Origin of the sequence: Paenibacillus sp. SAFN-054 (assembly GCF_051966755.1) — a bacterium.
Lineage (GTDB): Bacteria > Bacillota > Bacilli > Paenibacillales > Paenibacillaceae > Paenibacillus_AQ.
On record NZ_JBQCKS010000006.1, the window covers coordinates 71,064 to 94,199 of the forward strand.

13 protein-coding genes are annotated in these 23,136 nt (G+C 52.7%); 2 read left to right on the forward strand and 11 right to left on the reverse strand.

The window, feature by feature from the left end; all coding sequences use genetic code 11:
- Window positions 1-14 precede the first annotated feature (14 nt).
- A complete protein-coding gene (locus ACTHPM_RS23390) occupies window positions 15-1,037 on the forward strand; it encodes an ABC transporter substrate-binding protein (RefSeq protein WP_440397530.1) in 1,023 nt (340 codons plus the stop codon).
- Between the two features lie 171 nt (window positions 1,038-1,208).
- Here the strand turns inward: ACTHPM_RS23390 and ACTHPM_RS23395 are convergent, their stop codons facing one another.
- The 11 genes from ACTHPM_RS23395 to ACTHPM_RS23445 form a co-directional block, all read right to left on the reverse strand.
- Window positions 1,209-5,510: a SpaA isopeptide-forming pilin-related protein gene (locus ACTHPM_RS23395; RefSeq protein ID WP_440421693.1), complete on the reverse strand. Its 4,302-nt coding sequence runs from the start codon at window positions 5,508-5,510 to the stop codon at window positions 1,209-1,211.
- 427 nt (window positions 5,511-5,937) lie between these two features.
- Window positions 5,938-6,570 carry a class D sortase gene (locus tag ACTHPM_RS23400; protein WP_440397528.1) on the reverse strand — a complete coding sequence of 211 codons (633 nt, stop codon included), beginning with the start codon at window positions 6,568-6,570 and terminating at the stop codon, window positions 5,938-5,940.
- A gap of 24 nt (window positions 6,571-6,594) precedes the next feature.
- On the reverse strand, window positions 6,595-7,722 hold the full coding sequence (locus ACTHPM_RS23405) for a response regulator (protein ID WP_440397527.1): 1,128 nt from the start codon (window positions 7,720-7,722) through the stop codon (window positions 6,595-6,597).
- Window positions 7,723-7,820: 98 nt separating this feature from the next.
- Entirely contained in the window at window positions 7,821-8,066 is a 246-nt protein-coding gene (locus tag ACTHPM_RS23410) for a hypothetical protein (protein WP_440397526.1), read from the reverse strand.
- A 197-nt stretch (window positions 8,067-8,263) separates the two neighbouring features.
- Window positions 8,264-10,987: a glycoside hydrolase family 2 protein gene (locus ACTHPM_RS23415; protein ID WP_440397525.1), complete on the reverse strand. Its 2,724-nt coding sequence runs from the start codon at window positions 10,985-10,987 to the stop codon at window positions 8,264-8,266.
- An 11-nt stretch (window positions 10,988-10,998) separates the two neighbouring features.
- Window positions 10,999-11,838 carry a carbohydrate ABC transporter permease gene (locus ACTHPM_RS23420; RefSeq protein WP_440397524.1) on the reverse strand — a complete coding sequence of 280 codons (840 nt, stop codon included), beginning with the start codon at window positions 11,836-11,838 and terminating at the stop codon, window positions 10,999-11,001.
- Between the two features lie 17 nt (window positions 11,839-11,855).
- Window positions 11,856-12,737 carry a carbohydrate ABC transporter permease gene (locus tag ACTHPM_RS23425; RefSeq protein ID WP_440397523.1) on the reverse strand — a complete coding sequence of 294 codons (882 nt, stop codon included), beginning with the start codon at window positions 12,735-12,737 and terminating at the stop codon, window positions 11,856-11,858.
- A gap of 120 nt (window positions 12,738-12,857) precedes the next feature.
- The gene (locus tag ACTHPM_RS23430; RefSeq protein WP_440397522.1) at window positions 12,858-14,156 is read right to left on the reverse strand and encodes an ABC transporter substrate-binding protein; all 1,299 of its coding nucleotides are present in this window, start codon (window positions 14,154-14,156) and stop codon (window positions 12,858-12,860) included.
- Window positions 14,157-14,437: 281 nt separating this feature from the next.
- Window positions 14,438-15,343, reverse strand: a complete 906-nt coding sequence (locus tag ACTHPM_RS23435; RefSeq protein WP_440397521.1) for an ArsR/SmtB family transcription factor — start codon at window positions 15,341-15,343, stop codon at window positions 14,438-14,440.
- Between the two features lie 131 nt (window positions 15,344-15,474).
- On the reverse strand, window positions 15,475-17,283 hold the full coding sequence (locus ACTHPM_RS23440) for a glycoside hydrolase family 2 protein (RefSeq protein ID WP_440397520.1): 1,809 nt from the start codon (window positions 17,281-17,283) through the stop codon (window positions 15,475-15,477).
- 276 nt (window positions 17,284-17,559) lie between these two features.
- On the reverse strand, window positions 17,560-20,316 hold the full coding sequence (locus ACTHPM_RS23445) for a fibronectin type III domain-containing protein (protein ID WP_440397519.1): 2,757 nt from the start codon (window positions 20,314-20,316) through the stop codon (window positions 17,560-17,562).
- Between the two features lie 399 nt (window positions 20,317-20,715).
- Between ACTHPM_RS23445 and ACTHPM_RS23450 the strand changes: the two genes are divergently transcribed.
- Window positions 20,716-22,947 carry a helix-turn-helix domain-containing protein gene (locus tag ACTHPM_RS23450; protein WP_440397518.1) on the forward strand — a complete coding sequence of 744 codons (2,232 nt, stop codon included), beginning with the start codon at window positions 20,716-20,718 and terminating at the stop codon, window positions 22,945-22,947.
- The last annotated feature ends 189 nt before the right edge of the window (window positions 22,948-23,136 follow it).

Below are 23,136 nucleotides of genomic sequence, written 5' to 3' on the forward strand. Positions count from 1 at the left end.
GCGGGAGAACTCATATGCGTATATCATGGATAAAGACAGCAGCGTTAATCACGTTGATCGGGATCGCGGGAGCGATTCTGGGAGGGTGTGGCATAGAAAGTAAGGCGAAGTCTACAGGTGAAGAAGACAAGGTACTTCAGTACAATTCGACGCCGGGTAGCGTGTCATTCCCGGAACTGGCCGAAGAACTCGGCTATTTGGGAGATTTAAAGCTAGAGTCGATCGGCAGCTCGACGGGCGGCCCGGAGATGATTCAGCTGACGGCGACGAAGCAGAGTGATTTTGGGTCTGCGTTTAACGGGGCGATCATCAAAGCGATCTCGCAGGGAGTCAAGATCAAGTCCGTTATCGGTTCGTACGGCAGCGACAAGAACACTTACGTCGGTGCTTACGTGCTGGAAGGCAGCCCGATTCAGGCGGCTAAAGATTTCATCGGCAAGAAAGTGGGCATGAACACGCTTGGCGCGCATCTGGAGTTCGTGATCAAGGATTACTTGCGCCAGGGCGGACTATCCGAGAAGGAGATCAGTCAGGTAACCCTGATGACGGTTCCTTCCTCGAACGCGGAACAAATTCTTCGCAGCAAGCAGATCGACATCCTCCTGACAAGCGGAATTACCCGGGACCGCGCCTTGGAGAAGGGCGGCCTCGTCGAGCTGTTTAAAGATATCGACGTGTATCATACGAATTTCACAGCGGGCGACTACTTTTTCACGGAGGAATATATCAAGAACAATCCAAACACCGTGAAACAGTTCGTTGAAGGGGTAGCCAAAGCGATCGAATGGGAACGGACGACACAGAGGGAAGAAGTGATCAGCCACTTCAAGAGCATCGTGGAGAAGCGGGACGGCAAGGACGCGACTGCAAATCTGAAGTATTGGAAAAGCACGGGCATCGCGACAAAAGGCGGTGTTATCACCCCGGATGAGTACCAGATGTGGATTGATTGGCTGGTGGCTAATGGCGAATTGAAGAAAGGGCAAGCGAAGCCGGAGGATCTCTATACGAACGAATTCAATCCGTATGCCAAATAACCGGATCAGAGGAAGGCGGCCCGTATCCCCGAGCTAGGGATCGCCCGCCTTCCTGGTGGTTGCAGTACAAGCAGTTTTATTCCGGAGCTAACTTTCGCCTTAGTTCGATCATCAAACTACGCTATAACGTAAAAAAGCAGCCTGCTGGAATACCAGCAGGCTGCTTCTCTTCTATTGGTTGCGAATGGCGTTCATCTTTCTGTACAAGAGCATCGCTCCCCCGAGCACGATCAGGCCAAAGCCTGCGAGCTGAATCGGAAGATGACTGTCTTCTCCGGTTTTCGGCAGCATGCCTCCGGAAGAAGGATCCGGCTTCATCCCTTCACCGGAGCCGTCCGGCGAGCTGGCGCTGCCTTTGCCAGGCAGTCCTTGGTCATTGCCGGCATCCGGAGCCCCGGAGCCGCTTGCACCCGGAGCCGATTCACCGTCAGGCTGACCAGGCTCAGCTGGCGTAACAGGCGTGCTTCCGTTATCCGGTACGCTTGGCGTTCCCGGCTCCACCACGGTTCCCGGTACGCTCGGCGTTTCCGGTTCCGGCTGAGGAGTCGCCGGAGGCTGCGGATCCGTTGTTGGCGGCGTTACAGGACCCGGCTGATCCGGCCCGGTAGATGGTCCGCTTGGACCTCCCGGAGTGGAAGCTCTATTGTTTGTTTTTTCGACCATTACCGGTTCCGTTTGTTTACTCGTAATTTCAAATGCTACGGGCTTGTTGTCCAACTGATAGCCCGGCGGCGCCTGAATTTCAACCAGTTGATATTTTTGAGGCGCCAAGTTCTCTAAGAATAGCTCACCGTTTACATCGGTCGTTAACTTCGCTTTATCGATGCCTGAAACCACGTTATATACATAGTTCCCGGCTTGATCGAAGATGTTCGTTTCTTCTCTTAATTCGAACACAGCCCCTTGAAGCGCTTGGCTTTTGACCGAATTATATTTTGTCAGTTTGACCGAGCGATCATTCTTTTTATTCTCGATCGTCAACGGCGTATTCGATTGCTTAACTTGAACCAGAGTTTCAGCCTGTTCAATAACATAACCCGCGGCGGCTTTGGTTTCTACTAATGTATATTCGCCATAAGGCAGGTTATCAAACTCGACTAGGCCCTGGCTATCCGTCGTTTTCGTGCCCTTCAGAGTCTTTGTACTATCGTAAAGCTCAAATTCTACTCCTTCCAGTAGAACCGAAGGATCTTTAGCGTCTACTTTGGTAAGGATGAGCTTACCATCCGCACCCCGGGCATTCGTTTGGTTCAAATGCAATATTTGCGTCTGGTTGGCATCAATGGTGACCGGAATCGGCTTCGTATCCAGGACGTAGTAATCGGGTGCCGTGATCTCAACCAATTCATACGTTCCGGGCTCCAGGTCGCCTTTGGCAATCTTTCCATCCACATCTGTCGTTAAGGTATCAACCACATCTTGCGTACCGGCCTTTCTCAATTCAAACACGGCACCCTGCAGCTTAATCGCCAGATCTGCCGCATCGGATTTGATTAACTCGAACCCGTGACGCAGTATTTTGTTCACGATCGTAAAGGATTCACTCGGATCTTTAAATAAGATTTGTTTTCCCGTCGTACCCGCATAATCAGGGTCCATCAGATAACCTGAAGGTACGGATACTTCTTTTAATTTGTAAGGCAGTCCTGCCGTTTTATTATTGTATCTGTAATCCCGGGCCGTCACTGCTTCCCCGTTCGCATCGGTTTCCAGCGTTTCGAGCAGCGTCGTTCCGGAAGCATTATACAGCTCGAATTTGACTCCTGCGAGGGGTTTGTTCAAATCATCCACTTTGACGATTTTGATCTTCCCGCTGCCTGTCGATGCTCCGCCGCCCGCTCCGGCTAAAGAGACGAGAATGCCTTCCTGATTCCCTTGCCCGATTACGGAAGAGGATTTGCCTGCGAATTCAGCTTTATTGGTTATTCTTGCACCGCTGTCTGCATTAATAAACGACTGGTATTCCAGGATATAGGCCGTATTCAGTGCCTTCTTGAAGGTTAGCTTGAACGTGTTACCTGTGACTTCTAAGGCATAGTCTGATGTCGGATCAAATTCGATGGCTGAACCATTTTTTTGGGATACATTACCGGAATTGTCCGCAGGTATATCTGCCTTATATAACTTTATGGAATCCTTGAGCAGAATTTGGTTATCCGATAAGGTATCTGTCAATATGGAGCCTGCTGGTACGTAAGATTGGCTCGGATTGATGCTTACATGCCAAGAGGCAATATCGGATTGACCTACTTGATTCCCCGTTTTCTCAACGTAGACCCCGCCATGTTTAGGTGTGACAGAGGCTTTTTTATCGAAAAGATTGGCCGTACCCTCGCCATCCTGCAGCGTTGCATGATTCGAATACGTACCTTCGACCGGAAATTCACCGTCAAGGCTTGTTTTGTACGTAATCCGATACGCGGTTTTACCGATGTTACCCAGGTTCAATACAAAACCCTTACCATCCGGATTCAGCGTGAATTGACTAGGTGCAAAGGTTATTTCGCCACCAACATCTGTTACTTCGTTATTTTTGGGGTCAAGTGTCAACTTACTAACCTTCAATGAGTTTTCTACAAAGGTTTCGTTACCTTCATAGTTATCCTTGATCACGGCATCCCTAATATCATGCAGGTTATAGTTCACGTCAATTTTCCACGTAATGGTTTTATCTTTGGCGTTATATTCGCCTATTTTATTACCATTATCAAGCGTGTAGTTTTGGGGTGTCACTACTGCAGACTTGGTGATCGAAGCTTGAGGAACGCCGGCTTCATTCCAATTCAGGGTTCCTACGTTTTTGTACTCGTTATCCGAAGGCATGCCTGCCGTCGGATCAAACGAAGTGGTGTACGTAATAACATATGGAATACGAATAGCGTTAGCCGGGTCTTTCAGCTGCAGCTTAAACCCGCTCTCAAAGCCGGCATCTCCGCTATTGGCAATAAGCTCAAACTCGCTATGTTCCAGATCTGCTCCGTTAACCTTGATCGTAGCCGGGTCTAATTTCATATGTTTGCCCGCATAATTATCTTGGATGACGACATCTGTCATTTCTTTCGAATCTTGGTTCAGCACAAGTTTCCACTCAATCGTCTTGTTCTGGAAATCCGACTTGCTTACGCTCTTGTCAAAAATAACTTCACGGATACCTTTTGAACCCGTTCTCGTCGTGTTATCGTACATTTTCACCGTGTTCGCTACGGTTTCATCCTTGTAGATGCGCGCTTGAGCATCGGTTTGGTATTCGATGATATAGGCTTTGTTGATCGGATCGTTAAACTGCAACTTAAAGCCGCCCTCAAAATCTGTGCCCACACTAGTTAAGGTGTACTTGGACGGGGCAACGAGGGTCCGATTCACGCCTTGGCCCGCACCGTTAATGTCCACGGAATACACATTCACACTACCGCCAACAAGCTTCTGCGTTGTCTTATTCGCCGCATCGAATGTATCCTCGATCCATGCATTCGCTTGGGAAATCGATTGTTCATTATAATTGTATTGAATTTTCCAGGTAATGGTTTGCGTCTGTGCATTATAATCACTTTCAGCCGGATTCGGCTTCGTCAGCGGCTCGTTGAAGTTCACCTTCACCTTGCCCGTAACCGTTTCAGTGGCTGCTCCATCGCCCGTAAGCTCCGCCGTGTTAGCAATTTCCCTGTTCTTAAACGGTTCGGCGGTTGGTGCTGCAACGCTTGTCGTATAAGTCACCCGATATGCTTGATGGATATCCCCAAGATGAATCGGGAAGCTGGTTTCCGTTGTCGGGGAACCCTTCGGCTGCACGCTGCCGTCTAACTTCACTTCCAGCGGCTGAACCGTAATATCCCCTTTAAGCGCTAGTCCGTCATAAGCGAACGTATCATTCAGAACGGCGTTCTTGATTTCCTTTTCACTTTGGTTAAATTCAACGGTCCATTCAATTTCATCGGAATTGATTCCATTTTTATTGGCCTTGGCGGTTTTCTTGAGCTTGTCCACCGCGGTATTGGCAAAATGAACGTTGATGGCGCTTTGCCCGACCGAACTGAAATCGATGGGCTGTTCCAGGCTTCCGTCCAGCTTGGATTCGTCAAACGTCAACCACACGTAGAAGCTACCGCTTAATTGATTCCCTTTAATGGCTCCATTGAATGTGAACGTGACTTCTCCATCGGTAGACACGACATAATCGCCTACTTCACCAATCAATTTCCCCGTCAGTTCGCTCGGAACCTTAAATTCGTCAGGAAGACGGAAGGTATAGGTTGAACCGTCATCGTACGAATGTGCATCATCCGGTAATGACCAGTCATAAACGATAGCTACCGTATCCTTGACGCTGGGCCGAACGTTCTGGATCTCGTTCCCTTGCGGACGAATCGTCCCGTCGGTTTCATCAAAAAGGGGCTTGGCATCCCAAATCTTGACTCCTGTAATAAGCTGATCCGTAATCACCGGACCGACGGGCTCATCACTGGCCGTAGCCATTGAGCCAGGAAGTACAAGATTTAGTAGTAATGTTACGACTAAAAACAAATAGAGCATTTTGCTATGTTTCTTCATGCTTCGTCTTTCACCTCACGCTTGATTTGTTGAACATTTCCCTGCAGAACCCAAACTACGCCTATTGCTGCCCGAAGCAATTTCATAACTATATAAATTGGTGTTCTGCATCATCAGGCAGCTCAATCAGGCCAGCAGCACGGCGGCAGCTTGCCATCTCTCCCGAACATCCGGATGCTCTCCTCTCTTTTTCCACATATTCATACGCTTTTCGAGCCGTCATTTCGTCCTTTTTTGGCTAAACATGTCGGATCGGAGCCTATCATCTGAACTATACAGCACCGCTCTGAATATTTTCTGAATACACGGAAGCACAAAAAAACCACCCATTCCCTTCGGAACTGCGTGGTTTTTAATGTATGATCCTTCCTTTAATAATGAGCCGGTGCGTCGGATTGACCATCGGATGACAGGTCACAAGCGTAATTTCCTGGTCCTGGCCGCCGGCTTCAAGTACCCATACGTCCTCGGGCTTGACGATCAGCTTTTCGGTAACGGTATACTCAAAGCGCTGTGTCCCGGTATCCACCACAATTTGATCTCCCGTTTGCAGTTCATCCAGCCGGTTGAAGTTTCTGCCGAACGTCCGGTTCCGGTGCCCTGCAATGGCATAATTGCCGATTTCCCCAGCTGTACCCGTATGTTCAATGCTGGCCACAGTCGTTCTCATGTTCTGCTTCGTGGCTCCATGCAGGATCGGCAGCTTCAGGTCGATTGTATCGATCTCGAGCATACCCTCCATCTGTCCCACCACGCTTGACGCCGAGGAAGACATCGGTTTGACCTGTGGAGTCACGTCCTTGTCCTTTAGCTGTTCTCCGGAAGAGTCCGGCTCATCCGCGGCTTCCACATTTCGAAAGCTGCTCTCCCACGTCTCCGCCAATTCCTGCTGCTGAGCATTCTCCCTCAGCTCCGTCAGCTTGGGGTAGCACAGCAGGAATAATCCCGCAATGATGAAGAGCAGCGCCCCTATTCTTAATTTCACCTGCTCTCTCCTTCCTCCCTAAGATCATAAAGAGTTGTCCCTTTCCCATGCCCAATACCACTCCGCAAGCTCCTTGCTGGACGTCATACCGTATTCCTGCATCAGCACAGCCTCCAGCATCTGAAACAGCCTCCTGACCTCGCCGGGATGATGAAGCTGTGCATAAACCCGCATCAAGCCCGCATAGCCGTCCTCTGCATACGGAATTCTCTCCATCATCTTCTGGTACAGGCCGAGCGCCTCCCCATACTGTCCGAGCTCAAAATGACAGGCTGCCACGCTGTTGGCATGTTCAAGCCACAGCAACCGGAGGCGTTCCTGTTCGGGTTCCGCCCATGTATACCGATGCTCCTCCAGAAAATCCCCCGTATACAGCTCCATAATGGACAAATGCGGCTCGAGCGTGTCCGGTGTAACCGGAGGCGCCTCGCGCAACCGGCTTTCCCACACCTCGGCATCCAGAGCGACGGCGCCCCATTCCAGGCGGTAGCCCTCATCCTGATATTTGATGCTGATATCCAGCTCATACGTTTTGATCATCCTGCGAATTTGATAGATGGCCGTGTGCAGCTGAGTCGTTGCTTTTTTTATTTCGTATTCCGGCCACAGCAGATCGATCAGCGTCTGTTTGCCTACCGTCTTATCGCGGTAGTAGAGGAGATAGGCGAACAATTCAGGCGCTTTCAGCGTTTTCCACGGAAAGGACCGCGCCTCTTGGTGCTCATCCCTAAAATGCAGGCTGCGGAGACAGCAAAGCATTGCGGAACGGACATGCGCGCCGGCGGCGAGCCCGGACACCCTGTTCATGGTCACGGCCAAGCGGGATGCATGCACGGGCTTCAGCAGATAATCCAGCGCATTGATCTCGAATGCCTTGACGGCAAAGTCCTGATAGGCGGTGACAAAAACGATCTGCATGGAAGGGTCCAGATCCAGGAGGCGTTCCGCCAAGACGAATCCGCTCATTTCAGGCATTTCGATATCAAGAAAAGCGAGATCGGGCGCGAGGTCCCCTGCCGCTTCCAATGCGGCCGCAGGGTTCTGGAAAGAGCCCAGAATGTCCACGGAAGCGTCGAACCCGTCACGTGCCTGCAGAAGCCTTTCCATTTTTCGCAATGCCAAATATTCATCATCGACAAGGATTATCTTCAATTTCTATCTCTCCCCCGGGGTCGTTCCATTGCTTATTTGTCCTTATTTTAGCAACAAATAGCGCCGAGGGGTACGATTTCAACCATTTTGCATGCAGATTAATCGGGCGTATCCATCTCCGTGTTCAGCGAACAATGCTTCCAATCATCCATGACCATGTACCCACGGCGAACCAATGCAAAAATGGTATTCGTCGTGCAGCACCATTCCAGATCCGAAGCGTCCTCCTGTTCCGGTATAGCCTCCGCATACGTCCAATATCCGCCCTGCTTCCAGCGCACCAGTCTGCCACCGTGCTTTTGCGCCTGATTCAGCGCTTCCTGCTGCTTTTCCGATAAATCCATGATCCTCACCACACACTTCGAATGTTCAAAGCCCCTTCCGGGCGAGGCGCCCGAAGCAAAGGGTCTTCCCTAACTTTTCCGACATTTCGACAATTTCTATTAAAGCACAGCGTTCTGAATATTTTCTGAACATGGACCTGCCCAACAAAAAGAAGAGGGCTTTCGCCCTCTTCTTTCTTATCTGCTTCACTTCCCCGTTACTTCCGGCATTTCAGCAGTAACGCATTCACCAGCTGTGTAGCGATCGGATGAATTCCATAACTGGTCTTCAGCTTCCAGGTCGTTAATATCAGGCTGCCTTGTTCGCTCTTCTGCACGAGCAGCGAGCCGCCCGCCTGCCCGATCCAGCCTTGGAAATATCCCGAGACGATTTCACTTGTCTCCGTGACGCCCTCATTGCCGAACATATAGACGACACGGCCGATTGTACCGCCCAGCTTGTTGTAGTTGCTGAACGGCACGATGTAATCCGGGTACAGCCCTTCCATTTCCCAGCCCATCTCATGATGGAGCGGCACGCCCTGGAAGTATTCGGGATCGACATAATTAAAGGAAGATGTGCGGTCCCAGCTTTCGCCGCGCACCAGTTCACGGAACGTAAACTGGCCTTTCTCCGACAGCTGATCGCCATCCTCTGCCAGGAAGACGACATGCCCGCCGCCGCGATAGTATTCGAGCACCTGCTCGTCGAGAACCGAAGTGACCACCGCTTCCGCCGCATGCAGCTCATCGGTCATCACCATGCCTCCGTCCGCCAGACGGGATTGGAATTCCGAATCCATCCGGTAGGCGCAGACACGGACGCCGGCGGACGCCGGCCGTGGCGAGATCGTCAGTTCTTCCTCATTCACCGCTGCGAGCTCTTCATCCAGCACAATCGACAGCTTCAGCGTGTAGAATCCGGACTCCTTTACCTTCGGCACCTGGAATTGAATCGCGCCGAGCAGCGCCGCAAAGGTCCGGTTTCCTTCCCGCAGCGGAATGACGCCGGACAAGTCCGTTCCCGGGATTTCCCACCGGACCTCGCCGTTCAGGATCCGCTGATCATGGTTGGAGATCAGGATGTCCCATGACTGGCTTTCCCCGCACCACAAATTCCGCTTGACGCGGTCCGCCATAATCACGAGCCCGCCGTTGAAGTCGGCGGCATGCTCCATGCCGAGCTTCAGGTTACGCGTGTAATCCATCCAGCCATTCGTTTCCCATTCGATATCCGTAAATTCGGTTACGACATAGCCGTTAATCTGCGGACGTTTCCGCATTTCCTCAATGAGCGACTTCACGGCTCGGTACATCCGCCGCTGGGAATGCAGAGACAGGTTCTCCAGATTGCCGAAGATGCGCTGCAGCTGATATTTCTCGAAGTTTTCGTATGCCGTCAGCGGTTTCTTGAAGTCCTCGCGATGGGTGTCATCGCCCAGATTGGCGAACCAGGACGGTTCTCCCTTGTAGTATTCCAGCAGCTTCGCGACGCTTGGCAGCCCCCACACGCCGAATTCGGAGATAATGATCGGTTCGCCCTGCGGGGCATAGCCTTTCACATAATTTGCCTCCGGATCTCCGGCCATGTAGTCGTCAAGGTCGGCTTTCCATTCTTCCGTCTGTTCCGGCAGGACAAAATAGCGGTGATAATCGTTAATATCCGTCTTCACGTGAATCCAGCCGGAATTGTCGCAAATCAGCCGGGTCGGGTCCATGGTTTTGATATCCTGGTACATCGCTTTTACATGTTCCTGCTTGGCCTTGTCATTCGCCAAATCCCATTCCAGTCCCCACTCTTCGTTATACAGCGACCAGATGAGAATGGATGGATGGTTGAAGTCTCGGTCAATCATAGCGCGCAGCTCGTCGCTGAACCGGCGTCTGCTCTGTTCGGACCATTTCACGACGTTCGGCGGCTCCGCCCAGATCAGCATGCCCATCCGATCCGCCCAATACAGATAGCGCGGGATTTCTACCTTGATATGCTTGCGCAGCAGGTTAAAGCCCATGTCCTTCGCGCGCTGGATTTCCGTCTTGATCCATTCATCCGAAGGAGCCGTGTAGATCGTATCCGGGTAGAAGGCCTGATCCAGCGCCCCGCGCACGAACAGCGGCTGGTGATTCAGCAGCAGCTGGCCGTCTTTAAACTCTATTGTTCTCATGCCGAAATACGTGCAATACTCGTCGATTACATTCCCCGCAGCATCTCTAAGCTGGACCTTCAGGTCATACAGATGGGGGGCCTGCGGCGACCACAGCTGCGCATCCGGAATCGGGATTTCATGCTGAAGCCATCCGTCTTCCGCGGCGGCCATGGATTCGGTCACCAGCGTCTTTGGATGCAGATGCCCCGTAACCGCAAAAGTCAGCGCCGCGCCCGGAAGCATGCCTCCGTTCATCGTCACCTTGGTCCGGGCTATGCCGCTGTCGATATCCGGCACCACATGCACCTGCTGGATGAAGCTGTCCGGACGGTATTCGAGACGGACCTCCTGCCAAATCCCGCTGATGCGAGTATACCAGCTGCCCTGCTTGCCGATCGGAATTTCCGCGTTATCCTGCGGATCGTATACCCTTACCGTCAAGCGGTTCGTCCGCCCCTGCTCCAAACTCGTTGAAACCTCGAATTCGAATGGCGTAAAACCGCCTTCATGCTCGCCGATAAATTTGCCGTTCAGCCAGACCCTGGCCTGAAAGTCCACGGCGCCAAAGCATAGATATGCCTTCTGCCCCGGTTGGTGCAGAGCAACCTCGAACTCTTTTTCGTACCAAGCCGTTCCGCAGTAATGCACGAACTCCTCTTCGCGCTGCCAAATATGAGGAACCTCGACCTGCCGCGACTCCGTCAGGCTGCTATCGTACCAACGCGCGCGTTCCCCTTCATCCTTGCGGTCAATCCTGAACTGCCATGTTCCGTTCAATCCCAGTTGTTCTCTCATGTTCTCCTCCACTATTTAATGCCCGTCATCGAAATGCCTTTAATAATATGCTTTTGGAAAAATAGGAATACGAGCAGTGCCGGGATGCTTGCCAGCACGTTCGACGCCATCGGCACCGCCAAATCCGTCGCAAAAATACTTTGGAAGGTTGGAATGCCGACCGGCAGCGTCATCATGGCCGTATCCTGCGCTACCAGCATCGGCCACAGCAGGTTATTCCATGATTGAATGAAAATGAAAATGCTGACGGCAGCCATAGAACTGCTGGACAGCGGGAAAATGATTCGCGCCCAGATTCTGAAGATGCCCGCTCCGTCGATTTTGGCCGCCTCCAGCAGCTCGTTCGGCAGCTGATCGATAAACTGCTTCAGGATCAGGAAGGCCAGTGGAAGCATCATGCCCGGCCAGATGAGCGCATTGTAGCTGTTGCTCCAGCCCATATCCGTAACCATCTGGAACAGCGGAACCACGATGGACTCCACCGGTACCATCATACCGGCAAGAATCAGCGCAAAAACAAACGTCTTCCCTTTAAAAGGAATGCGGGATACGGCGAATGCCGCCCATGAGCTGAACAGAACCGTAATCGCCGTCTGGATCACACCGACGATGACGCTGTTCAGCGTCCATCTCCACATCATGGCCGTCCCGTCCGGCTTCAGCACTTTCGCAAAGCTTTCAAAGGTGAAAGGAGGGCCAAACAGCTTGCCCAGGATGGTGACGGTGGAGCCCGGCTGCTTAAAGGCGGATATGAGCATCCAGAGCAGCGGGGCAATCATCATCACGGCAAACAAATATCCGAAGGCATAGGCCCATATCCGGGGATTCGTCCAACGTTTAATCGTAGTCATGTTCTCTCACCTCTTCCTTAGCTTTTGCTCATGAGCAGTTTGTATTGGATCAAGGAAATCAGGGCAATGATCAGGAACAGCACGAATGACACGGCAGCCGCATACCCGGTATCCCACTGCTTGAACGCGATTTGATAAATATAATGAACGAGAGGCGTCGTCGATGTTCCCGGTCCGCCTTTCGTAATAAGCCAGGTTTGGCCAAACAGCTTAAAGGAGGAGATCGTCTGGAGAATGACTACCAGCGCCGTCACTCCCTTCAAGGATGGCATGGTAATGAAGCGGAATTTATTCCATGCGCCCGCTCCGTCAATGTCCGCCGCTTCGTACAGGTCATCCGGAATTTCCTGAAGGCCTGCCAGAAACAGGATCATGTTGAAGCCAGCGGTCCACCACAGCGTGGCGATCAGGATGGAGAGCCATCCCATTCCCCAGCTCCCGAAGAAGGATACGCCCATGGTAATGCCCATCGAGCCCAGCGTCTCCGCAATGAAGCCGGTTCTGGATTGCAGAATGAATACCCAGATGCTTCCGATTACGGAAACCGACAGCATATAGGGCATGAAAAAGGCGGTGCGCAGAAATGTGGTGCCTTTCAGCTTCATATTAACGATCAGCGCCAGCACAAGGCCCACAACGACGATGGATGGCGTTGAGATGAGAATAAAATACAACGTGTTCCACAGCGAGCTCCAGAACTTGTCGTCTGACATCATGTAGCTGTAATTGTCGAGGCCTGCAAACGTCTTCTCCCCGCCCATGCTGCCCTTGGACAGGCTTGTCATAAATCCTTTAATGATCGGATAAATCCAGAACCATAAATAAATCACCATGAAAGGGGCCAAAAAAGCCAAAGCGGCCAGGTAATTTTTGTAGGCATGGCTTTTGTGCTGCTTCACTCGTCTCACTCCTTTACAAACACCTATATATGCAGATGGCGGACATACGATCTGCTCTCTTGTAAATAAAGAGGATGCGGGGCTGTAATTCTATCTTTGTCCCCGCATCGCCTCCATTTCCTATCTGCTCATTAATTTGTCAGCTTTCTCTTGCGCTTCCTTCAGGCCTTCTTCAATCGTTTTTTGACCATAGTTGATTTGTACCAGGGACTCGAGAACCGCGTCGTTCACGGCGCTCAGCTTCGGCGTATCCGGCATGTACTTCACGATTTTCATCACGTCCGCGTATCCGGCGCGGTAAGGCATCGCCTTGTATTCTTCGGATTCCACCACGGATGGTTTGGAAGGCACATGGCCTGCTTTTGCCCACATGGCGCCATGCTCTGCAAGCCAGTTCGCGAACTTCACGGCTGCGACCTCTTTATCCTTGTCATCCTGCTTCGGTACGATCAGCGTATGCGAATCGCCCCATGCGGCAGGCTGGTCGAAGAGCTGCGGGAACGGCACGGCAGCGAATTCAAGCGATTGTTCCTTCTCGAAATTGCCTGTAGCCCATACACCGGTGAAGGTTACGGCTGCTTTGGATGTTTTGAAGATATCGTAGCTGTTGTCTCCGATGTCCGGAAGCATGAGGCCTTTATCCAGCCAGGACTTCAGAAGCTCCATCGCTTTTTTGCCCTCGGGCGTATCGATCGTCGGCTTGCCGTCCTTGAAATACGTTCCGCCCTGCTGCTGCACGAGTGCATACCAGATCCAGTACGTAAACACGTTGTTGCTTCCGATGATCATCGGAGATACGTCGCCAGGCAGCTTGGCTTTCAAGGTTTCCAGCATTTTCGTGAAGCCTTCGGCGCCCGGTTCCATCTTGATGGTTCCGTCCTCGTTCAAGAGGCCGGCATCGCCAAGGAACTTCTTGTTGTAATACATGACGACCGCGTGGGTATCCAAAGGTACCGCATAATGCTTGCCGTCACGGATGATGGCATCCTCCTGGTTTTTTCCGAACGTGGACCAGTCGAGGCCCGCATCCTTCGCCAGGTCATCCAGCGGCTCGAGCATTCCCGTCGGAGCCAGCTCCGCCAGATGGGATACGTGGGCAACCGCCACATCCGGAGCCGATTTCGCCTGCAGGGAGGACAAAAGCTTCGGATAGTAGTTATCCCAGTTGTTGTTCATGAACTTGACCTTGATCTCGCTTTGCGATTCGTTGAAGGAATTCACCATATCCTCCATGAACTCGCCGTCCGAGCCGCTGAACGGCACCCAATAATTGAGCTCTACGGTTTTGCCGCCGGACTTGCCTTCCGAATTCGAAGCGTTTTCATTACTTGGCTTGGAATCCCCTGATTTGGAGCATCCGGCCAATACCAGACTAAGAATCATGAGGACGCTTACAAATTGAATCATCGTTTTTTTCATCGCTTCAATCCCCCTTGAAAAGTGAAGTTTTCCACTGCAAAAACAATATAACACTATTTTATGTTTTATATCAATATTTTTTGTAATAAAAACTGAAAGTACTTTGCTTCACAAATAAAAACGTTGCTATAACAGGGATTTTATCATCATTCGGGCTGATTTCATTGTTACATAAAAAACCATAACAAAAACTTCCTCACGGATCTCTGCACAAAAAAAGACATGCGCCTTGATCAAGGCCATGTCTTCCATTTCAGCCACCCATCGGATTGACGGCTTCCTTACTCGGTGTGACGCAAATTCATGATGATCCCCTGCTCATAGTTGCCGAAATTCGGGCCGAACAGATTGATTCCTCCCGCGTTGAAGGCATCCTCTTTGACGCCGATCCGCAAGGAAACGAAGGGCTTGTCATGAAGATTCAAGTCGCTGATCGTCACGTCCGAAATTTGGACGCCGTCCAGAAAGCTCCCGTTCTGATTGACCTTCCAGTGCTTCAGGAGGCCGTATTGGGTAAAGTAGATCGTCCACCATTCCGGCGTATTGAAGCCCCGCTGGCCTCCAAAATCCCCGGGACAAGTCCAGGTCCCGATCTCCGTCCCGTTGATCCAGAGCGTAATGTCCGAGGGCCAGTCCAGCTTGTGATACGGCGCCTCCGAGCAGATCTCCATGCTGAATTCGATCTCCGTCGCCTTCTTCCCGTAAGGAATGCGGTTAGGGTAACGGTATTCGACAAAGCCGTGCCGGAAATAGAGAAGCTGCGCCTCCCTCCGTCCAGGCTCATAGAACGAACGGGGATCATCCTGCATGCCGATGTAATCCGATTCGCTGACCAGGCCGCAGCTGGGCTCTACCTGGCAGTCCACGTATTCGCCAATCGGCATGTCGATGGTAATCATGTTCTTCTCCTTATCCGTGCTGTCCGTGAACAAATCGATGACGATGCGGTCATAGTTCTTCGAATTCACCTTCTGGGTTCCCCGTCCGGGAACCAGCTCGGTAATGATCAGGTTCGCGTCCTCCAGCTTCTTGACGTTCACGGCCGTCGTCGAGAAGGGAAGCCCGAGCTTTTCTGACAGTTCGTTAACGTTATGCGGTCCCGTGCTTAATATTTTCAAAATATTCATCCGGTGTTCATTCCCGATGACTTTGCTTATTTCGATCGCTTCATCCATCGTCAGCTGCAAAACTTTAATGGAGAACACCTCCAATCCGAGATTATTTAAGAAACGGACGTTTTATTACATGTTTTCTTAATATAATAAATATAGCAGATATAAGGCTATGTTGGAATGAAATGATGCAGGGCTTTTTTTTGTTACCCCTTGGACAGCAGCTCCAGATGCAGCTTTCTCATCCACTCGGGCTCGACCTTTAGGACTTCACGGTCATAGGTCAGAAGCCCGTTGATCTCTGTCTCGACGTCCGTCAATTGTGTATAAACGGCAGCGCACACGCCTTTGGCAACGAGCGGCGCAAGCTGCGTCCGGATCAGCCTGCCGTAGGCTTCGGTCAGCTCTTCACGCGATCGGCAGCGCTTATACCCGACCTCCTTGCCCTCCTGCCATTCATGCCCCTTCTCGAGCAGGCTGTAGCCGCCATATTCCGAAATGACGACGGCCCGGCCCTTGATGCGGTTCGGCATGCGAAGCTTGCGGAAGTAGATATGTACGCTCTTGATGTCCCCGACCTCCTGGTCATGCCAGCCGCTGGCGTGATCCACCGGACGTGTCGGATCGTATGCTGTAAGCCAGGCCGCCGTCCCGGCCGCGTCGAACTGCCCCCAGGCTTCGTTGAACGGCACCCACATGCCGATGCTCGGGACATTGTACAGCGCATCGACCATTTCTTTGAGCTCCGCCCTGTACTGCTCCCGGTTAGCCGGGTCCTCGCGTCCCATGACCTTATAATGATTGTCCTTGACCTTAAAAGCTCCGAAAAAGTTCGGCAAAACGATATGGTGCAGATGATTCCACCCGCCCCCGCCGTTGATCATGTCCTGCCAGACGATCAGGCCCAGCCGGTCGCAGTGATAATACCAGCGGGCAGGCTCGACTTTGATATGCTTGCGGGTCATATTGAAACCGAGCTGTTTGGTGACAACCACGTCATAGGCCAGCGCCTCGTCCGTCGGTGCGGTATACAGGCCATCCGGCCAGTACCCCTGGTCGAGAATGCCATGCTGGAACAGGGGCTTGTGATTCAGACACAGCCGCTTGTCCCCCAAGTGATCCTTCTCGACGCTGAACGAGCGCATGCCGAAATAGCTTTCCACGGTGTCCACGCTCTCTCCGTTCTCGAGACGCTGCACCGTCAAATCGTATAAGAAGGGGTCCTCCGGGCTCCATAGCCGCGGATTCTCCAGTTGAAGCTTCAATACCTCTCCGGAACGGCAGCAGCCATAAGCCATGCGGATCCCCTTTTCATAGGCCGCTGCTTCATAGAGGGTATCATCCGTACCCGCGCTGCCAGCCTTGATCTCGATACGCAGCTCCTGGCGGTCGATGTCGGGCGTCAGCCTTATCGATTGAATGCCATGCTCCGGAACCGGCTCCAGCCAGACGGTCTGCCAGATGCCGGACACCGCCGTATAGAACAGGCCCTTCGGCTGCAGGGTTTGCTTGCCGCGTTCCTGCCCGTGCGTCTCGGTCGGATCCCAGACGATGACCGTGAGCTCGTTCGAGCCGTCGTTCACCAGATCCGTGATATCGAACGTAAAAGGGCAGTAGCCGCCGGTATGTTCACCTGCCCGCTGTCCGTTGATCCATACCTCCGTCTGCCAGTCCACCGCGCCGAAATGCAGGAGGAGACGCTGCTCCAGCCACGCCCCGGGGATGTGGAATGAGCGACGGTACCAGAGCCGCTGGTCCGGACGAAGCGGCTTCTGCACGCCTGACAGCGCCGATTCTACCGGAAAAGGCACCAGAATCTGCCCATCATAGGTTCTCGGCTCTTCCGCCATGGGACGGATCGCATAGTCCCACAGCCCGTTCAAATTCATCCATTGCTCCCTTACCATCTGCGGCCGCGGATACTCGGGAAGCACGCTGTCCGGGTTCACGTTCTTGGCCCACCTGGTCATCAGCTTGCCCTGCACTGGCTTCCACTGCTTCTGCCTCTCTTCCATGACCCGCCTCCTAGAAGATTTGAATTCTGTTTTTTCAATGCGCTCTTTCGCTTCCGTTTGTATAACTGGATGTTATCACCATTTTATACGTAATTTTGAGTTTCGGATATGATAGAATATCGAAGCTTCATGATCGGTGCTTATGTTGATCTTGCTCCGGTATGGACACAGGTTCCAGGCACCGGGTACAAAGTAAAGAAGCCGCCAATTTGGCGGCTTCTGATGCGTAAGATATGATAAAGCCTGTTCGTCTGACCTTCATTATCTTCTCCTTATTTATTTCGTCAGCGTAAACTGATCCACAACTCTGCCTTGAACGGTACGGGCCGTGAATTTCAGCTGATCCCCGTCCACTTCGACAGAAGCGTACATTTGCGTCTTCTCCTCATCCGTTATCTGCTGCCAGTATTTTTCCGTGAGCGGATAAAATTTCGGGCCGGAGGTGCCGCCCACCACATATGTCGTTCCTTCGCCTTCCTTCACCACTTGATTATCCATCATGGCGTGGGTGCGGAGGTACATATGATCATGTCCGTTCAGGACGAGATCGACGTTGTTCTTCTCCAGCACTGGCGCCCACAGGCGTCTGACTTCCTCGGTATCATAAATGCTGCCGTATGGACCGCGGTGGAAGATAGCGATCGTCCACTTTTGGTCCGATGAAGCGATGTCCTGCTCCAGCCACTGCCGCTGCGCTTCATACTCGTATTCGCTGTTCAGCACGATGAAATGAATGTTTTTGTAATCAAAAGAGAAGTTGCTTCCTTTCAGGTCCGGAATACCGTTCCCCGGTTGATTGAAGTGCTGGAGGAAGTCATTGCTTTGCGTCGTTCCCATCACTTCATGGTTGCCGATGGCCGTAACCAGCGTCGTATTCAGCATGGCTTCCTGCGCTTCGCTGAACCACCATTTCCATTCCTGCTCGTTGAACCCTTTCTCGACCATGTCGCCCACCTGAATCATGAACTCGGCATCCGGCGAATTCTTGAACGCCTGCTTCACGGTATTCCCCCATAGCTGGAAGCCCGGTACGTCCTTGGCCTGGGAGTCCGCAAAATACACGAAGCTCGTGCGTTCCCCCGATTCCGGCGCGGTTTGGAAGCTGCCCTGCGGACTGTAATGCCCTTGGCCGTCGCCAACCCGGTATACATAAGCTGTCCCTGGCGTCAGGCCGTTTACGATTGCCTTATGCACGCGTACGGTGCCCAGGTCCAGCGTTTGGTACAGCTCGCTTGTACCTTCTACCTTGATGACATCCGCCTGTTCAAAGCTGCGGAAGCCGGATTGCTTTGCCACTTCCACGACGGTTGCTTCCGTTCCCGGATCGGTCTGCCATGTAAAGCCTCGGGAAACCTTCGGATCGGCTCCCATGCTGACGTTGATGCTGTACGGCACCGGAGTACCCGACAGCGGGGACACCTTGAACGGAAGAACCGGACTGAAGTACTTGCCTTCCTTGCCGGCCTGCAGCTTGACGGTGTGAACCGAAGAAGTGAGCGCGCGGGTCGTCAGCTTGCCCTCTTCGTTGGTCGTGCCGATCACTTGGCCATCCGCGAGCACCTGTGCATGCTGGACCGGGTTGCCTGCCACATTCTTGACTTGAAGCTCCGTCTCGTATTCCTCTACGTTCCCGTTTTTGTCCCAGGTCAGGGATAAGCTCGTCTGGATGCTCGATGGCAGCGTATATCCGGAAAAGGCAAGGCTGCGATCCGAACCGGCGAGCTTGATGCTGCCGGACTTCAGGCGGATTTCATTGGTGCCTGCCGCGTCCTTTTTAATGTCGTACAGGATCTGCCCGATCACGTCCTCATCCGACAGGCTGGATGCATTCAACTGGTCCAGAGAGACCACTGCCGTCCCTTGGGACGTGTCGACCTCAGCCTGAACCTGCTCCCCGCTCAGCTTATCGCTTTTGACAAAACGCAGGTTCTCCACCTTTGCCGGATCGAAGATGAACTCCATGCGGCCGCCGGCAATCTCCGCCGCCTTGACGCCCTTGATGTCCAGCGAATACGTATTGCCTGCATACGTGACATCCTCGGCATGATAGGTCAGCTTCGGCTCGCCCGCCGCGACCGTGAACGACCAGGTGCGTTCCGCAAGGTTGCCTGCGGCATCCTTCACCGAGACGTTTACGCGATGCAGACCGTCCGAAAGCGGCGCTTCCGGCTGATACTGGATCAGCCCTTCCGCGGCAGCCAGCGTGTGCTGTACCGGCTGCCCGTCCACGCTCATCCGGATCGAATCCGGATCGATCTGCGTATCTTCGGGATGCTTCACCGGATCATATCCGGCGTCCTCGGCATGCACCGAGATCACCGGCGTGCCGCTGGCAACCGGAACGCCTACCGCCGGCGTCAGCCTGCTCAGCACCGGCGGTTCCACGTCGTCCGTGTTCGGACCGTACAGCGCGCGGATTTGGTCCACGTAGATTGCGCCGGCATCCTTTTTGTCGCCCGAGGTTTCCATATACCGTACCGGCATGTCGATCGAGAACGGAAGCGTGCGTCCCTTCGGCACCTCAGCCTCAAGATAGCGCCAGCCGGTCCAGTCGATCCCGACCTTCTCGTCGACGAAATTCAGCGGCACGGCGCCTTTGGCGTCAAGCAGCTGCATCCGCAGCCAATGCTTTTTGCCGTCGCCATACACCCACATGCTGATTTTCTCCGGATAGCCGGGTACTTTCAGATTCTTCGATGCATCGGTGGTCTGCAGGTACGCGCCGGATGTTCCGGTCGTGCCCGTAAAATCGTATTCCAGCTTCAGCGAACCGCTGCCGAACCTCACCAGCGCCGGATCCTTTTCGATGCCGATTCCAACCTTTTTAAACTGGGCACCGGAAGAGGGCATATAAGCCTCCAGCCCATTCTCGAAATCCTCCAGAACGACCGGAGCCTGCGCGCTCCCGCCGGCTTGCCCCGCAGAACCGCCTCCCGCGTCCGCCAGCGCCTGCTGCGCCGGCAGCATCATGGACAGCAGCATCATGCCGCTGAACAAGGACGAAAACATCCGCTTACCCTTTTTTCTGATCATGCCTTGATGACCTCCCTCTTTGGTTTTCATTGATTTGGACAGCCGATACAGCCTTCTGACGAGCCCGAAAGAAAGCCCTTTCAGAATAAGGCGAACGAGAATTTTGGATCTCCCATGCTGCAGCTTGTTTCACTTGCCGGTCAGACTGTCTTTTTATTTCAAAATTTTATTACATACATTGATAAATACTATAAAATTTTATTACAAAAATTTGAAGGTGCTTTGTTACTAGGGACATGTACCCAGCTTACGAGGACCTCCACGCAAAAAGCGCGAAAGGGATTCTTTTTTCACGTCGGAATTTGCAATATTCCATTTCAAAAAAAGCGTTGTCTGCTATACTGGACATACATTTTACGGAAATAACCCCCAAGTACGGTTGAAGGAGATCGTGGACCGATGAACATGATGAAGAGCAAGGCTCAACGCATATGGATTCGCACGCTCCTGGTTTTGATCATCATCCTGCTTCTTGTTGTAACCGTTCTCACCACGTGGATGGTCAATTCCTTTACCAAGGAAATCACGGAGCTTAATTATCATCTGACGTCTCTGGTGCAGGAAAGCGTGGATACCCGGCTGAAGGAAGTCGACAACATTTCCTCGCAAATCGAGCTGAGCGCCGCCAATCTGGCCTTAAGCCGCCTCCAAAGCAAGGAGCAGATGAACAGCCTGCTTTCCTACCAATTCGGGAATCAGGTGCGGAATTACAAGCTGGCGAACCGTTATATCGAGGACATCTACGTATATTATCCCACCATTGATTACGTCATCGGCGATATCGGCAGCTTCTCCTCCAAAAATTACTATCTGCTCCATAACAGGCTCATCCAAACGGGCTATGGCGAATGGGTCGGCAAAATTTCAACCAAGAACAAAAACTATTATTTTGACGGAAACGCGCTCATGTTTTCCCGCCAGCTGCCCTACAATGATTTTGCCAAAACGACGGCCAGCATCGTCATCAAAATCAACCGCGACGAAATTCTGAAAACCCTCGGCAGCACCAAAGGAGCCGGCACCAATGCCGTTACCGCTGTGCTGGGTGCGGAAGGACAGGTTTACGCTGCTGCAGGCAAAGATGCCGAAGGCGTGCTGAAGGCCATTCCTGCGGACATGCTGGCAGGGAAGGCATTGACATCCTACCGTAATTACTACATTTTAAAGCGCGACTCCACGATCGGTGGCATGAGCTTCGTTACGGTCGTGGACCGCACCGATCTGTTGTCGCTTGCCAATAAAATACGCAATATCGCTTACCTCGTGCTGCTCGGCTGCCTTGTCATCGGCATTTATCTGTCGTTCTATATCAGCAAGAGAAACCACCGCCCCCTGCTTCACATCGTCAATAAAGTAAGAGAAAGCGAAGCGGAAGCGGGAGCACCGGCCAAAACCATCGACGAATACGGCCTGATCGCAAGCAGAATCGAGCATTTCCTGACGGAGAATGCCAAAAGCAGCAAGCGTCTGGAGATGCAGCATTCCCGGATTGAGAGCCTTTTCCTCACCCATGTGCTGAGCTTCGAGGAGCGAAGCAGCTCCGAAATTTTCGCGACCATGCAGCGGCTGGATCTGGAATTTCTGGCTCCCCGGTTCGAAGTGATGGTGATCCGCCCTCACCTGAAGCTGGATGCCGAAGAAATCGACGAACGCTTCCGGCAGTTTACGCAAAAGCTGCATGAAGCCCATGAACATATGTATTTCATATCGGCCGGGTATCAGGGCGACCTGGTGCTGCTGTTTAATATCGAAAGCGAGGTCACGCTCGGGGAGCTTGCGGGAACGGCTGCCGATTTTCAGCCTTTGCTCGCTGAGCTCCCGGGATGCATTACGGCGCTTGGAGGTGTCTATGACACGCTCTCCGATATCGCGCGAAGCTACCATCAGGCCCGCAAGACAGCTGAAGCCCATCAGGAGCAGCCCGGCGGCGTGTACGTATACGATGCCGCTTCCGCCAATGCCGTCCCCCTCGAAAACTATGCGCACCGCGTCATGCAGGAATTCGCCCGGCATATGGACGAGCACCATTACGACGAGGCGCGGCAGCTGGCTGACGTGATGTTCCAGCAGTATGTTATGCCGGATGAGCATGATTACCTCGCCCGGTGCAAAAAATACGCCATCGTGAACCGGATCGTAGAGGAGGTTCAAGCCTGCGCCCTCCTCCATAAAACGCTGGATGCCGATGCCTGCGTCGGGCTGTTGTCCGGCAGCCAAAGCCTTGCCGAGCTGCGGCGTTCCGCCGCCGAGGTGCTTCGTCTGCTTCAGGACACGCAGGTGCAGCCATCCGCAAGGCAGCATGCGGGTCTCGCCGAGCGCGCCCGCGAGATCATCGAGACCGGATATGCGGATCCCATGCTGGGCCTTTACAGCATCAGCGAACAGCTTGGGGTGACGAATACCTACCTGTCCAAAGTGTTCAAAGACGCCTACGATCAGGGACTGGCCCAATTCATCAACCAGAAGCGCGTGGAAAAAGCCATTGAGCTGATCACGACCACCTCGCTAAGCGTTAAGGAAGTCGCTGTCCGGGTGGGTTATTCGAGCGATGTAAGCTTCATCCGCGTCTTCAAGCAGTATACGAATACGACGCCGGGCAAATTCAAAGAGAAGCGCCGGAATGCGGACTAACCATTTTTATGATGCCGACTAAAAAATTGTTAACGATGCCTAAAAAAATGTATATTTCCTGCGCCTGCGCCGCGGGTTACAATACCGGAAACGGCTGGATATGCCGCTGTTTTCCGGTTTTTTTATGAGCAAATATGAGAATAAATATTGCGTATTTACGCCCCTGTCCGGGGTTGATTATGATGACGG